Source organism: Flammeovirga sp. EKP202 (assembly GCF_014534745.1).
GTDB lineage: Bacteria > Bacteroidota > Bacteroidia > Cytophagales > Flammeovirgaceae > Flammeovirga.
In genome coordinates, this window is record NZ_JACVVP010000004.1 from 80,265 (window position 1) to 95,115 (window position 14,851).

The 14,851-nt window shown below is 34.8% G+C and carries 12 protein-coding genes; 4 read left to right on the forward strand and 8 right to left on the reverse strand.

The annotated features are described in order from the left end of the window. Positions 1-3 precede the first annotated feature (3 nt). The gene (locus tag IC221_RS03455) at positions 4-855 is read right to left on the reverse strand and encodes a hydroxymethylglutaryl-CoA lyase (RefSeq protein ID WP_223241282.1); all 852 of its coding nucleotides are present in this window, start codon (positions 853-855) and stop codon (positions 4-6) included. A gap of 269 nt (positions 856-1,124) precedes the next feature. On the opposite strand from IC221_RS03455, the gene IC221_RS03460 reads away from it, so the two are divergent. Further along, the gene (locus tag IC221_RS03460) at positions 1,125-1,946 is read left to right on the forward strand and encodes an alpha/beta fold hydrolase (RefSeq protein ID WP_188167623.1); all 822 of its coding nucleotides are present in this window, start codon (positions 1,125-1,127) and stop codon (positions 1,944-1,946) included. A 114-nt stretch (positions 1,947-2,060) separates the two neighbouring features. Next, complete coding sequence (locus tag IC221_RS03465) at positions 2,061-3,953, forward strand: hypothetical protein (protein ID WP_188167624.1); 1,893 nt, start codon at positions 2,061-2,063, stop codon at positions 3,951-3,953. Between the two features lie 87 nt (positions 3,954-4,040). Here the strand turns inward: IC221_RS03465 and rsmH are convergent, their stop codons facing one another. Next, positions 4,041-4,964, reverse strand: a complete 924-nt coding sequence (gene rsmH / locus IC221_RS03470; RefSeq protein WP_188167625.1) for a 16S rRNA (cytosine(1402)-N(4))-methyltransferase RsmH — start codon at positions 4,962-4,964, stop codon at positions 4,041-4,043. 5 nt (positions 4,965-4,969) lie between these two features. Then, on the reverse strand, positions 4,970-7,282 hold the full coding sequence (locus IC221_RS03475; RefSeq protein ID WP_188167626.1) for a cache domain-containing protein: 2,313 nt from the start codon (positions 7,280-7,282) through the stop codon (positions 4,970-4,972). A gap of 361 nt (positions 7,283-7,643) precedes the next feature. On the opposite strand from IC221_RS03475, the gene rimO reads away from it, so the two are divergent. Then, a complete protein-coding gene (gene rimO / locus IC221_RS03480; RefSeq protein ID WP_044205052.1) occupies positions 7,644-8,963 on the forward strand; it encodes a 30S ribosomal protein S12 methylthiotransferase RimO in 1,320 nt (439 codons plus the stop codon). A 189-nt stretch (positions 8,964-9,152) separates the two neighbouring features. Beyond that, positions 9,153-10,037, forward strand: a complete 885-nt coding sequence (locus tag IC221_RS03485) for a M48 family metallopeptidase (RefSeq protein ID WP_188167627.1) — start codon at positions 9,153-9,155, stop codon at positions 10,035-10,037. A 70-nt stretch (positions 10,038-10,107) separates the two neighbouring features. On the opposite strand, the gene IC221_RS03490 is transcribed toward IC221_RS03485, so the two are convergent. Genes IC221_RS03490 through IC221_RS03510 form a run of 5 tightly spaced genes read right to left on the reverse strand, consistent with a single transcriptional unit; the run spans position 10,108 to position 14,851 of the window. After that, the gene (locus tag IC221_RS03490) at positions 10,108-10,959 is read right to left on the reverse strand and encodes an STM4011 family radical SAM protein (RefSeq protein ID WP_188167628.1); all 852 of its coding nucleotides are present in this window, start codon (positions 10,957-10,959) and stop codon (positions 10,108-10,110) included. Beyond that, the gene (locus IC221_RS03495) at positions 10,959-12,278 is read right to left on the reverse strand and encodes an STM4012 family radical SAM protein (RefSeq protein WP_188167629.1); all 1,320 of its coding nucleotides are present in this window, start codon (positions 12,276-12,278) and stop codon (positions 10,959-10,961) included. The genes IC221_RS03490 and IC221_RS03495 overlap by 1 nt, the downstream gene beginning before the upstream one ends. After that, entirely contained in the window at positions 12,275-13,072 is a 798-nt protein-coding gene (locus tag IC221_RS03500) for an STM4013/SEN3800 family hydrolase (RefSeq protein ID WP_188167630.1), read from the reverse strand. Before IC221_RS03500 ends, IC221_RS03495 begins: the two co-directional genes overlap by 4 nt. Continuing rightward, entirely contained in the window at positions 13,069-13,725 is a 657-nt protein-coding gene (locus tag IC221_RS03505) for an HAD family hydrolase (RefSeq protein ID WP_188167631.1), read from the reverse strand. Before IC221_RS03505 ends, IC221_RS03500 begins: the two co-directional genes overlap by 4 nt. Next, on the reverse strand, positions 13,709-14,851 hold the full coding sequence (locus tag IC221_RS03510) for an STM4014 family protein (RefSeq protein ID WP_188167632.1): 1,143 nt from the start codon (positions 14,849-14,851) through the stop codon (positions 13,709-13,711). Before IC221_RS03510 ends, IC221_RS03505 begins: the two co-directional genes overlap by 17 nt.

The window sequence follows — 14,851 nt, forward strand, 5'->3', positions numbered from 1 at the left end:
TTTCTAACCTATATTTTGACGTCTAAATTTCGACGCCTTCTTTAAAGTATCTAAGTTTAAGGCGGGCATTAACGAAGGTTGATCTTGGAGAGCCTCAATAAGTGATTCGGTGGCTAAGTTTCCAGTAAGACTGTCTTTAGCCATAGGACATCCTCCAAGTCCGCCAAGGGCTGTATCTATTCTTCTACAACCTGCATTAATTGCTGCTCTTGCTAGTTCAGTTGCCTTAAAAGGATTACAGTGCAAATGTACACCCAATTCTGTATTGGGCAACAATTTTGAGGCATTTTCAAATAAATCTTGAATATCTTTTGCATTTGCAGTGCCAATTGTATCCGATAATGAGAGTATTGTTATCCCCATTTCAGAAAGTTCGTGTGCCATTTCTAACACTTTAGAGGTTGAATAATGCTCTTGATAGGGGTTGCCAAATGCCATTGATAAGTAGGCGACCGTTACTTTTTGATGCTCTTGTGCAATAGCATTGATGTTGTTTAATGCTTCTTTTGCAGCTTGGATCGATTTTTTTGTATTTCTTTCTTGAAAAATTTCTGAGACAGAAAGGGGAAAGCCTAAATATTCAATTTCATCATGTTGTACCGCATCATGGGCACCTCTCTCATTGACTACAATAGAGAGCAGTTTTGTATTCGTATTCTCCAATTCTAAACCAGCCAAAACTTCCTTTGTATCTTTCATTTGTGGAATGGCTTTAGGAGATACAAAACTTCCAAAGTCTAAGGTGTCAAATCCTACTTTTAGCAATAGATTCAAGTATTCAATTTTTGTCATTGTAGGGATGAACTGAGAGAGCCCTTGCATTGCATCTCTTGGGCATTCTATAATTTTAACCATCGTTAGTAGTGTTTATTTTTGTGTGTATTATTGGTTCTCTCATTGAACTTAATGAAAAAAAAGATAAGCTGTAAATTTCCTCTACAAAAAATAATGTTGAATGGTTAATCAACTAGAAATGAGGAATATGTATTTCAAATTAACAATGTCTTATCATTCTGTAAATGAGGTGTTTACATTTTTATTTCTGATTAAAAATGATTATATTAATAGGATTAAATGAATATGAGAACTACTGTTCTGTCAGAATTTTAACCAATTAACAGACTATGGCTTACCTAAATGTAAACAACCAATCATTGTATTATGAGGACCATGGGGATAAAGAGGCTCCGGTAATACTTTTTATGCATGGCTTTTTGATGAGTTCAAAAATGTTTGCTTCACAAGTTGAATTCTTTTCTTCTTATCGTATCATTACTTTTGATGCAAGAGCTTTTGGCAAAACGAAGTGGGATGGAAAACCTTTTTCTTTGTATGATACCGTGAGTGACTGTATGGCAATTTTAGATCACCTTGGCATTGAAAAAGTGATATTGGCTGGAATGTCACAAGGTGGGTATGCAGCATTGAGAGTTGCACTCCGATTTCCCTCAAGAGTACAAGGTTTAATATTGATTAGTACTTCAGCACATATTGACTCTGAAGAGGTAAAAACAGGGTATAGAGAAGTAAGGGATACATGGATGAATAATGGATTACTTCCTGAACTGCATGAGAATCTCATGACGGGTATTATAGGTCCGAAAGATGGAAATGAATGTCACTGGAATAAATGGACTCCGTTGTGGCAAGAAAGAACTGGAGAACAAATATTTCATGCCATGAACAACTTGATTGATAGAGATGATATTCAATCTTTTTTGCCAGACATCAAATGTCCAACGTTAATTATTCATGGAGATCAGGATTTTGGAGTGCCATTTTCGATGGGACAATACCTTTATCAAAACCTTCCTAATACAGTAGGCTTTATTAAAATTGAAGATGGTGCACACGGTGCGATTATGACACATGCAGAGACCGTCAATGGTACATTACTCTATCATTTGGAAAATCACTTGTTACCTGAGTTGGAAAAGCAAGATTAGTTAAAATGAATCAGGAAAAGGTTAAACTGTTTTAATATCGAGATAACCCTTTTGTTTTCAGATTGATCAATAAGTAGTTTACTGGAACTTACTCTCTAGTAAACTATTGTTGATATGAAATATACATTACTAATTATTGCCTTTTTGCTGGGTATTCACCCATCGTTTTCGCAGAAGAAAACAAATCAATCAATTACAGAATTTGATCAATTTTTTAAGACGAAAGATCGTAGAGTGCGAACGTATCTTGAGGTTAATAAATTAACAAATCAAATAGAATTATCTATCTTTCCAAAAGATGCTTTTGATGACTTTTTTAAATATAGTGACGACGGAATTAGTATAGATGTTGTTCAAAAGAAACAGTACACTTGTGATCAATTTGATGTAGTTAAGCTAAGTAGAAGAGGAAGGTATAGAGGGATTTTACTAAAAAAAGTTTATAGGGATTATTTAGTAAGAGCAAGAAAAGTAGACAACCGGTCCAATAAGTATATTATTCCGTTAGGAGAATTACCCAAAAAATACGAGCTCAAAGATATAGAATTAAACTATTTTATAATTAGAGGAGGTGTGGATTATTACTATAGAAGTACTTATCATATTCCGGGAAAAAAACTTCCGGCCTATGATTTACCTTTGATTTATTTTTCACCTCCAAAAAGTAATTCCATTCTACATCAGTCGATCAATAAAGACGAAATTGAATATACTTTACATTATAAGATCAATGAAACGAATTTTGATTCACTTGAATTTCAAAAGCTTTACGACTATCTCCATTTAAGCGATTACAAGATTACATCTTTTTATATCAAAGCTTTTTCATCAATTGATGGAGATAAGGAAAAGAATACGAGTTTATCGTATTTAAGAGCTCAAAACATCATCAATGAATTATCTCCTTTTATGACAAATGGAGTTCAGTCAATAATTGAAACGGGTGAAAATTGGAAACAATTTTTTGAAGACATTCAGAAGGCAGACGATAAGGGCTTGTTACTTAAAAGTAGAGATGCCATAAGAAAAGAAGTCAATAAGAATCCTGATCGATTTGAACAACTGTTATCCCAACAACGAATAGCCACAATCAAGGTGCGATTAGAGAAATTAGTGTCGTATGAATCACTAGAGGAAGATCAAACTTATGAATTATTTGGGCAGTTAGTTTCCAAGGAAAACTATGAAGAAGCTTATTTATTGCAAAGTTTTATTATTGATAAGGTAAAAAATGGGATTTACTCTACAGAAAATTTAGAAGAAAAAGTGCAGTTACCTAAAGTGAAAGATAACATAATGCTTCATCAAAATTTTTTAGTGATGTATGATGATATTTCTACTTATTATTATAAAGATGAGTTAATTGATTCTTATCGGGAAATGCTTCAATTAGCCCCCGAAAATCCTACATTGATTTATAACCTAAGTGCTTTGTTGGCTAAATGTATATTTTATAAATGGGATAATAGGAGCATAAAAGAAGTAGAAGATAACATCACTTATTTAAAAGCTAGAAATTTTAATAAAATACTAGTAGATAAGTTGATCCTCAACCGATGGCTTATATTGAGTAGAGCAGCTTATAAAAAAGGAGACTTTAAGAAATCAGATCACTATAATCAGAAGGTCTATAGTTATTATAGAAATCTAGATTTTGATCAAGAAGACAAAGTAAGGCTCGCTCAGCATTTTGTAGAATATTCACTAAAAGATTGGGCAAAAGAAGTTTTGATGGATGGGATTTTGGCCGCAGATGTATCTGAAAAATTGCTATACTATTATATCAATTTGACGATAATCGATGACGATCAAGTGGATAGAATGATTTACACTGATTTATTGAAAAAAGCGATTAAAATGAACAGACTAAGGTTCTGCGTATTATTTAATTCGTACAATGATCTCCAAGAAGGGATAACATTTCAGCTGTTAGATCATCCAAAATTGAAAAGCTTATATTGTGAAGAGTGTTTCGATTATATTCAAGAACATGATGTTTTTAACTAGTTTTTAAATCGAAGAAACTAAAAAACCTTTCCAAATTATAAAAATTTAGGAAAGGTTTAAAATATCTTTTGGAAAAGAATAGAAAGCTTACTTTTGAGTCACTTCAGGTAGTTTAATCGCTACTCTCAATTTCGCACTTCTTGCTCTTCTATTTCTTGCAATTTCTTCTTCAGAAGCAGTGATTGGTTTACTTTTCAAAGGCTTCAATGGGCGTAAAAGGTTGCCATAAAAATCTTTATTCATTTCACCTTCAAAATTACCCGTTTTGAAAAAGTTCTTTACCAAACGGTCTTCTAATGAATGGTAAGACTCAATCACAAAATAACCGCCTTCTTCCAGGACTTCAGCACCTTGTTCAATCATTTCTTTCAAAGTCACTAACTCTTCGTTAACTTCAATTCTGATTGCCTGGAAAACTTGTGCATAAAAACGGTTTTCTTTGCCTCTTGGAGCCATTGGTTTTAAGGCATCCATCAATTGTTGAGTAGTTTCAATTTCTCCTGCAGAACGAGCATGAACGATCAAACTAGCGGCTTTGTGCGGTTGGTTCAATTCACCATAAAGCTTGAACATTTTACGAAGATCAATTTCTTCATAATTATTGATCACCTCTTTAGCACTCAATACTCCACTTTGTGCCATACGCATATCCAAAGGAGCGTCACCTCTAGTAGAGAAACCTCTTGAAGTTTCATCAATTTGGTGTGAAGAGATACCAAGGTCACCTAAGATTCCAGCAACTTCTTTGATACCGTTTAACCTCAAATATCTTTTTAAGTATCTAAAATTAGCAGCACAAAAAATCAGACGATCGTCATTGATTGCATCTGCATTTTTTTTAGCATCAGGGTCTTGATCAAAAACCACTAATTTTCCCGTTGTCAAACGGCTTAATATTTCTTTTGTGTGTCCTCCGCCACCGAAAGTAACGTCAACATAAGTTTTGGTAGGGTCAATGTGTAAACCGTCTACACACTCTTGCAGCATTACTGGAACGTGATAATCACTCATATTTTTTAGTACTCGTTTTTTAAATCGTCTTCACCCACTAGTGGAAGAATGATTGAAAACTCTGTGAAAGAGACTTCATCAGAGTCGTCGTTTTTATATTTTGAAGAAACCATAATTTCACCACCGTGTTTTTTTATGATTCCGTAGGAGATGGATAATCCAAGACCAGTACCTTCACCCACTTCTTTGGTGGTGAAGAAAGGGTCAAAAATTTTATCAATAATAGCTTGAGGCATTCCTTCACCATTGTCTCTTACTTTTATATTGATATAATCATCTCCATCTGCATAAGACGTAGAAATTTTAATCTTACCAGTACGTTCTTCAACGGCTTGAATGGCATTGTTGATGACATTCATAAATACCTGATTCAATCGGCCTGGAAGACATTTTATTTCAGGAATATCACTTTGAAGTTCTATTTCCATTGAAATATCTTTTTTCTTTACCTTATTATTTAAAATTGTAATCGTAGATTGAATTCCTTCGTTGATATTGGCACTTTTGAAAGTGTCCTCATCCAACCTTGAGAAAGTTCTTAATCCCAAAACAATTTCTTTTGTTCGAAGTGCACCTTCTTCAATACCATTAATCAATTCTTTGATCTCTTCTTTAACGACATTGATTTCAATTTCGTCAGCCAGTTCATTGATTTCATCCACTCTTTTTTGAAAAGCTTCTTTACTTTCAAAATCTTTAGTCAAGTCATTACAACTATCTAAAAGTTTGATCAAATCATCAATGTCATCTTTCAAAGGTTGTACGTTCGAACTCACAAAGTTAATAGGGTTATTGATTTCATGAGCAATTCCGGCTGTTAACTGACCTAAAGAGGCCATTTTTTCTGAATTAATAAGCTGTACTTGGGCCGATTTAAGCTCTTGCATGGCTTCCTCCAACTTTTGATTGGTGTACAGCAAACTTTCAGACTGTTGTCTTAATTCTTCTTCTGATGTTTGAATTTCGTGATAAGCTTCAATAATTTTACGTCTGTCGCTTTCTCGGTCATCTAACATTTTATTGGCAAGAGTGGCCAACTGATCAAATTCGGCATAAGCCAATCTGTCTTTATTGATCTTAACATGTTCTTTTGAAGCTTCATCGAAGAAAGTAGAAAACTCTTCAATATTATTCGTGATTCCAGTAGCTACCTTTCGGAGTCTCCACCACAAAATAGCAATCAATAGTGTCGATAAAGATAAGATTCTAAAAAGTTCAGTCGTCAATTCGGTGATCAACATACTTCTTTTAGCCGCAATTTGATTGTCTAATTCATCTAAATAAACTCCAGCACCAATGGTCCAATCCCACTTTTCAAAATATATGATGTAAGAAAACTTTCTTTTGATTTCATCTGAATTAGGTTTTTTATAATCATAATAATAAAACCCACCATTATTTTCAGTGTTGACTAAGATAGAAGGCAAATCCTTGAAATAAGTCGTATCCCCATTTTCATCTGTGATAGGAAGACTGATATGATACTCGTTTGCAAGTGAGTCTGCATTATCATAATGTTCCCAGTTTATCAATAATGGAGTTCCTCTTTTATTCACAAAAAGATAACCATCCTTTCCAAACTTTATAGAGGACATACGTTCAAAGGCTTGTCTTTGCATATCTCGAGTCACATTGTCCATATATTCTCCAGTTCCAATAACTAACCCTAGAGGCTCAAAGTACCTTAGATAGGAAGTTTTAGGATATTGTTTGTTTCCATTTTGATCAGGTTTAATCCAATAATATTCGAAAAAGCCTTTTCCTTTCGTTTTGGCAATTTCCATTTCCTTTCGGATGAAATAATCTCCCCTTGCATCTTGGAGGTCCATGATAGGCTGTCCTTCTGATTCTGGAGAAGAAGCATTCATGACGGCATATCCATCAATATGATCAATAAAATAATAACCTCTATTGTAATTAAAACGGATCGGTCGGAGTGAATCCTTGATGAGATTGACAATCTGCTTCTCGGAAAGTTTTCCTTTGTTTCTTTTATAAATGTTGTCCACGATTTGGAAAGCCTCATCTACTCTGTTGATTAGGTTTTCTTTTAATCGCTTTTCAGTATTTCTTTCAAGGTATTCAATGTATTTAAAGGCATTTTTCACCTCATTAACAGTGACATTTTTCTGTTTTTCAGTAAACTCTTGCTCAAGCTGATTTACATCTACTTTATAATCCCGAAGCTCTTTGATAGACCAAATCCCCACCAAAAATGTAATGGCAATGACAGATAAGGTCATAACAGGAATAAAAGTCGCTTCAGAAACTCTCTCTTTATTCTCTTTATGTATATTATTTTGCTCGAAGAGCTTCATACTTTTTCAATTAATATTAGAGAAGTCAGTGATAAAAAATGGAATTAATTTGGCACTAACTGTTTATATAGGTCTATCACACAAAAATATCTGTTTTTCCGATAATATTAATATATAAAGTATAGTTTAGACTAAAAAAATATTTCTTTAATAGTTATCGTTTTCATCGATAATTTTCATTTCAAATTCTTAAGGTTATTAAATGAGTAACATCTCTTTAAATAAATAGGTTGTTATGCAAGTATTTATCTAATATTTTTGCAGAACTTATTTTGCTGAAGATGAATTAAAACAAAGGTGTTTATTCATAGTTCTGTAAAAATAAAAATCTCATTAATAGGAACTTTAAAGAAGTAATCTCTTGAAAACCAAGACGCTTAAAGAAAATAAAGTCAACATCATTACACTCGGGTGTTCTAAGAATATTGTAGACTCAGAGGTAATCATGACTCAGTTAAAAGGAAATGGCATTGATGTAGTTCATGAAGCTGAAGATGATAAATTCAATATTGTGTTAATTAACACTTGTGGATTTATTGGACATGCCAAGACTGAATCTGTTGAGACGATTCTTCGTTATGCTGATGCAAAAAAAGAAGGGTTGGTAGATAAAGTATATGTATCGGGCTGTTTATCTGAAAGATATAAGGAAGATCTTGTACAGGAAATTCCTGAAGTAGATGCTTTCTTTGGTACGCGTGAAGTGCCAAACTTATTGAGAGCTTTAAACGCTGATTATAAAAAAGAACTTCTTGGTGAACGTCTTTTAACTACAGACAAGCACTTCGGTTATTTAAAAATCGCTGAGGGTTGTGATAGACCTTGTTCTTTCTGTGCTATTCCATTAATGAGAGGTAAACACGTTTCAGTGCCTATCGAAGATTTGGTAAAACAAGCTGAAGATATGGTAGCTAAAGGTGTAAAAGAACTTTTATTGATTGCCCAAGACTTGACTTACTATGGATTGGATATCTATAAGAAGAGAAGATTAGCCGATCTTTTAAGAGCATTATCTGACGTGGAAGGATTAGAGTGGATTCGTTTACACTATGCTTACCCAACAGGTTTTCCTATGGATGTGCTTGATGTTATGGTCGAGCGTGATAATATTGCGAACTATCTTGACATTCCTCTACAACATGGTTCAACAGCAATGTTGAAGAGAATGAGAAGAGGTACATCGAGAGAGAAACAAGAGGAACTCATCAATGCAATCAGAGAAAAAGTGCCAGGAATTGCTATCCGAACTACTTTGATCACGGGTCACCCAGGTGAGACGGAAGAGGAGTACAATGAGATGTATGATTTCGTAGAAAGAATGCAGTTCGAGAGAGTAGGGGTATTTACTTATTCACATGAAGAAGATACGCATGCTGGTGACGATATGGAGGATGATGTTCCTGAAGATGTAAAACAAGATCGTGCAGACGAGATTATGCAACTTCAAGAAGAAATTTCTGATGCATTAAACCAGAAGAAAGTAGGTAAAGTTTACAAAGTATTGTTTGATAAGATCGAAGGTGGATATTTTGTAGGTAGAACTGAATTTGATTCACCTGAAGTAGATAACGAAGTTTTAGTGCCAGTTACTGAAGAGAATCACGTTCGTTTAGGAGACTTTGCTAATGTAAAGATTACAAGTGCTGAGCCGTTTGACTTATACGGTGAAGTTGTTAAATAATAAGTTAAAAAAACGATTACTACCTTATATTTTCGGTCAATTATTTAAAAAGATTTGAAAAATTGACTTTCAACTATTATTTAGTTGTAATAAACTCTGAAAGACGTGAAAAATCACTTTAAAGTAAATTTTTCACGTCTTTCGTTGTAAAGAAATAAACTTGTAAGATTTTTTAACATATAAAGATATATGAATACGATTTTAACGCTATTAATCGTCTTAAATATATTTTCATCCGATCATAATGGCATTGGAAGAATTGCGGAAGCGAATAAACAAAAATCCGCAGGTGAGGAAGCATTTATTGCAAAGGATTACAAAACAGCTATTGATGCTTACACTATTCTACTGGACTCTATGAATATTGAAGATGATGCAGCAATGCTTGATTTGGCACATTCTTATTTCCTTACTGAGGATAAGGAAAATGCTACAAAACGCTATGCTAGTATTCAGAATTCAGCAGACAAAAAAATTGCTTCTATTGCAAACCAACAACTAGGAGTACTTAAAGCACAAGAACAAAAGATAGAGGAGGCATTGGCGTTCTTGAAAACTGCAATGAAACATGATCCTCAAAACATCGCCGCCAGGTATGATTATGAGATGTTGTTGAAGCAGAAAAAAGAACAAGAACAGCAGCAGCAGGATCAGAATCAGGATCAAGACAATAAGGATCAAAACGAAGATAAAAAGGATCAAGATCAGAAAGATCAAGACCAAAAGGATAAAGATCAAGAAGGTCAAGATGAGAACCAAGATCAAAAAGATCAAGAGAAAGGTGATCAGAAAGACGATAAAGATCAGAAAGATTCTGAGAAGGGTGACCAAGAAGGCGATCAGAACGAAAACCAAGAGCAAGAAGGAGAACAGGGAGAGGAAACTGAAGAGGAGCGTAAAGAACGTGAAAAGGCGGAAGAACAAGCCAATTTCAATAACCGTATGGAGGAAATCAAAATGCCTGCCTCTCAAGCTCAAATGATTTTGGATGCCTTAAAAAATAAGGAAGTACAATATTTCCAACAGCAAAAGAAAAAGTCGAAAAAGCAGGATAGAAACAAGCCAGACTGGTAGAATGTTTCTGCTGAAAATGATAAATAAAAAGAGATCACAGTTTTAAAAAATTGTGGCCTCTTTTTCTATTTTAAACCAATGGAATTCGCTCTAAAATTCCATCTCCATAAATTTTGTCTTGCTCTAATTCTTGAAGATGAACATACCCAATATGACAACCGCAAGTAGTGTTGGAACATAATTTGGGCTGTAATGTCTCTTCAAAATTATCATGGTAGATATTCCCAATTTTATCTTTGATAAAGTGGCAGGAAGTCATATTGCCATCACCATCCACTGAAAAAGTAGTGGAGCCAGCACGGCAGGGTTTGCCTAGACTCTCATGCCGTTGATTGTTCCAATGGAATAATGGATCCACCTCAAGTATTCTTTTCAAATGCTCTTGCTCATAATAATCGGTTTCTCTTTTGTAAGCGTTCACCCATAAATACACGGAGGAAGGAAGCCTTTTTCTTAATTGAGTAATTACATCAAGATCTTCTTTTAAACCTACAGTTCCCACGCTAAACCTAATATTTTTCTCGATTAATGAATGGCATTTTTCAAGAAATGCGTCTAAGGATAATTGGCTAGGATGATAAGTCGTCCATAACGCAAAGTTCTCCTTATTGACTTCATCCATCCAATCGACACCACAAGATAAATTGGTTTGTATGGCGACTCTATAAACATTGTTCATATGACTCAATGCCGTCATTGCCTGCTGATAGTATTTTCGGATTAATCCTTCACCCCAAGGTGTGAATAAAATACCGATCCTTTCACTTCTATGCTTTACCCAGTTTTGAAACTGTATTAACTTTTGAGCATCAGTCGCTAATTCTTCTCTTGTGTTTTTTGTTTTGGCAAAAGGGCAATAGTGACAAGAATAATTACAGCTGCTCAAAGGCCCTCTGTAAAGAATATTCCAAGTTTTATGCATTATACTAAATCAAATTGAGCAATAGATTCTTTTATTGAATGAGAATACAACCAAGGACCAATCACATCTTCCAGTGTTCGTCCTTTTAGGTTGAGTTGGATGGATGATGTGCTGATGTCAATCAATTGGAGTTGGTGCATCTCTTCTATTTCAAGTTTGAAATCCTCCAACACAGAAGAATTAAAATAAGCTTGATAAGAAGCGATGGGTAAACCTGTTCCTTCGCAGAAAGACTTAATGAAATACCTTCTCTTTTCTTCTTCGAGATCAAGGTGAATACCATAATTCACTTTTTTGAATTCCTCCTTAGAAGTGTTGTTATAATTCTCGATAATATGCTTAATGGAAGATCTCCCGACAGCATAATCGCTACTGTAATGCAGTGATTTGGTATAAGAGCGAGCTCCAACACCTAATCCTAACATTGCATTTTCTTGTGGTAAATAATCGGTGTGAGCAAATGATGGAGCGTTCTTCTTCTTGAATTGTCTCATTGTGATTTGCTCATAGCCATTACTCATTAAGAAATCCCTTGCCTGTAGGTACAACTTCATTCTGAAATCATCCCAAGCTCGTTCTTTCAATCCCAAACCTGTCAATGGTCTTACATACAAAGGATAAAGAAAAACCTCTTCGGGTGAGATTTCTATCATTTGATCCAAGGTATATTGCCAACTTTCCGTTGTTTGATTTTCGGCTCCATAAATCAAATCCAAGTTGAGTAATGGAAATTGAGCTTCTTTCAGGTCTCTGATCGCTCTTCTTACTTCTTCCACTTTTTGGGGTCTTCCCATTACTTTCACTTCCTCTTCAATAAAGCTTTGCACGCCCATACTTACTCGGAAGAAGCCTTTTTCTTTAAGGAGTTGAATTTTATCAGCCGTGATGGTTTTGGGAGAAACTTCAATAGCGGAATTGACGACCTCGGTTTCTAATCCCAAAGAAGAATTCAGCGTTGATAAAACAGACTGTAGTTCTTCTGCTGAAAGGTAACTTGGGGTGCCCCCTCCAAAAGCGAAATTGGCAAAATGAAGGTCTCCTAATTCCTCTTTAACGACTTCAATCTGTCTTGTCAAAGCATTAAGAAACTCGCTTTGAAGGTTGCCTTTTGGATTGGCAATTGTAAATAGATTACAGAAGCCACATCTCATTTCACAAAAGGGAAGATGAAGGTATAGAAAAACATCACGTTTCTTTTCCTCGTTCCACACTTCTTGGAGTGATAATGGTTTTTCAAAGTTTCTATATGCCATTTTATGAGGGTAAGAGTAGGCATAAGAATGATAGTATGATTGGTTGATATATTCTTTTAAATTCATTTTTCATTCATTAAAAATTCAGCATAAGGGACATTCCAAACGACTTCATGGGCCAATCGATGTCCATTGTATCCGTCTTCTCCATAAGCAGTTCCGTGATCTCCCATAAGTAAAAATAACGTTGGCCGTCCCTTGAAAGCATTCATTAAAATTTCCCATTGACTATCCACATACTCTAATGCTTTGGCATGTGTGGTGATCGAATCCTCTTTGGCTCCTTGTTGATAGAAATAATTGGGTTGGTGTATGGCTGAAATATTGATAAACAGAAAAAGCCTGTTTTGCTGATTCTGCTGTACAATTTTGGCTGCTTTTTGAAACTGGTATTTTGTTGAAAAAGGAGAGGTGACACCTAGGCGATCTTCCCAGTGACTTTCATCAAACATGGAAGGAAACACTTTACTCAATGCAGTCCTTTTATTGAAAAAGCCCACTCCACCAATACAACCTGTATGATATCCTTTTGCCTTTAACCCATCAATAATTGTGGCTTGTTCAAAAGTGAAAGTGTTGGTATTGGTTGTTTCACTTCCCGCAAACTGAGTGGCAAACAACCGTTCTTGCTTTGGTTGATCAATGGGAGTGGGGAAAAAACCCGAAAAAATTGCATGATGAGAAGCATAGGTAAAACTCCCCGGTGCATGCCTTTTCTCCCATCCTGTTTTTGGTAGATATTTTTGAAGTTGAGGTAATCGCTTTTCTTTAAAAAGTTGTTGGCTGACATCATACCTCAATGTGTCCAACGTGATCAAAACAATATCATAATCACCCACAATTTTATTCGCATTGATCATATATAATTGGCTATTTCTTGAATGTCATTGATTTGAATATCCGCAATTGATTCTTTTGTTTTTGTACGGCTGAGATGAATTGTTTTCCATCCCATTTGATGAGCACCCTTGATGTCCTTGTCATAATCATCACCAATCATTACAATTTCATCAGGCGTATACCCATATTCCATTTGAATTAAATGAAAGAAAAGTGGATTAGGCTTTTCAAAACTATAATCTCCCGATATGAAAGTAGAAGTTGGAGGGAAGACTTTAAATAATCCAGAGTTTACAATCTTTTTCTGTTGATTATGATTCCCTCCATTTGTTAGTAATACAAGGTGAAAATGTTCTTTTAATTCCGCTAAAAATTGAAGGATTGAAGTGTCTATTTTTTCCACAAAATCCCCTACGACATACTTCTTCTGAAACTCCTCAAATAATTTTTGATGAATGAATTTTGAAATAAGCCATTGATAAAAAGTATCTCTTGATCTGTACCCTTTATTATCGTATTCAAGAATAGTCGCTTTATGTTCAGTCCATATATTAGGTTGATTGACAAACTCAAACGCTTTTTCTAAGTAAGTACTGTAGGCTTTGTCTCTATCGATTAAAGTATTATCTAAATCGAAAACGAGACATTTAATATTTTTAGGTAAGGACTTCATCGAAAATGGATTTAATGATAAAAGCTTGTTCTTCATAGGTTGTTCTGCCTTCGGAATTGACAATTCTAGGCACTAAATCACCAAAAGCATTCACTTCAATAATTTTTACTTTATGACTGTTGGATTGGACCATCAAGTCAACTCCTGCCACCATAGCACCTTGAAATGATTTGACCGCTTGTATCGCTGTCTGTTTAATTTCTTCCCACTTTTCATTTCCCAAATAATCGATCAATCCATTGAGGTCTCCTCTTTCATTGCCAAGGTGTAGATTGGTCATCGGTGAGGTGCTGGACCTCATCACTACATGTTCTACCTTTTGATCAATGACAACCAATCGCAAATCAAATACTTTATTGTTGAAAGTAGCTTTAGGCTCCCATTTTTCAACAATAAGGTGCTCTTTCGCCAATTGATTGATGATCAATTCAATCTTAGTAGCATCACGATAAGTACTAATGTTTAAAGAGTTGTATAATGCGGAAGATTTATCAATTTCAACAGACGTTTTTAATACTTCTCTACTTTTACTTCTTCTATAAGCCATTACTCCCGAAGAGGAAGAACCGTGTGCAAGCTTAATGAAAACTTGATGTTCTTTTGCTTGATTCATCATTTGCTGTAATTCTTCATAATTTCGAACCGTTCCTAAGAATTTTGTTTTAGCAACATGATGTTCCAAAAGAATTTGATGGGCGTTCTTCTTATCAAACATCTGAAGAATAGCTGTAGGGGTATTAATAAACCTTACGTTTTCCTTCTTCATGGCACAATTCTCTACAAACTTCAACGCTTCTTTAAACCCTAAGTAAGCTTGTCTAGAATATTGAATTCTACCTTTATCATTAGGAAGAGAATCGATTTTCTCTTTAGAGATTTGATGAAATTCTTCTTTCTTTATGCTTTCACTTCCCCATTTCAATAATCCTTTAAAGACATCGAAATTCTCACCAAAGGAATCAATTTTTATGATGTCGTTTTCTTCAACAATGCTTTCAAAGGAATGAGGCGTGGATAGAAGATCTATCCACGCTATTGTTTGGTAGTTTAATTGATAAGAGTGTAGCGCTTCTTGCATCATCTGAAGCCTACGGTTCTCAGGATTGCCTATAAGTATTACTTTCAA

What these genes read in the sequence shown, in the direction of transcription:
- IC221_RS03455 (WP_223241282.1), bottom strand. Translation starts at nt 855, where the DNA reads ATGGTTAAAATTATAGAATGCCCAAGAGATGCAATGCAAGGGCTCTCT.
- IC221_RS03460 (WP_188167623.1), top strand. Translation starts at nt 1,125, where the DNA reads ATGGCTTACCTAAATGTAAACAACCAATCATTGTATTATGAGGACCAT.
- IC221_RS03465 (WP_188167624.1), top strand. Translation starts at nt 2,061, where the DNA reads ATGAAATATACATTACTAATTATTGCCTTTTTGCTGGGTATTCACCCA.
- rsmH (WP_188167625.1), bottom strand. Translation starts at nt 4,964, where the DNA reads ATGAGTGATTATCACGTTCCAGTAATGCTGCAAGAGTGTGTAGACGGT.
- IC221_RS03475 (WP_188167626.1), bottom strand. Translation starts at nt 7,282, where the DNA reads ATGAAGCTCTTCGAGCAAAATAATATACATAAAGAGAATAAAGAGAGA.
- IC221_RS03485 (WP_188167627.1), top strand. Translation starts at nt 9,153, where the DNA reads ATGAATACGATTTTAACGCTATTAATCGTCTTAAATATATTTTCATCC.
- IC221_RS03490 (WP_188167628.1), bottom strand. Translation starts at nt 10,959, where the DNA reads ATGCATAAAACTTGGAATATTCTTTACAGAGGGCCTTTGAGCAGCTGT.
- IC221_RS03495 (WP_188167629.1), bottom strand. Translation starts at nt 12,278, where the DNA reads ATGAATTTAAAAGAATATATCAACCAATCATACTATCATTCTTATGCC.
- IC221_RS03500 (WP_188167630.1), bottom strand. Translation starts at nt 13,072, where the DNA reads ATGATCAATGCGAATAAAATTGTGGGTGATTATGATATTGTTTTGATC.
- IC221_RS03505 (WP_188167631.1), bottom strand. Translation starts at nt 13,725, where the DNA reads ATGAAGTCCTTACCTAAAAATATTAAATGTCTCGTTTTCGATTTAGAT.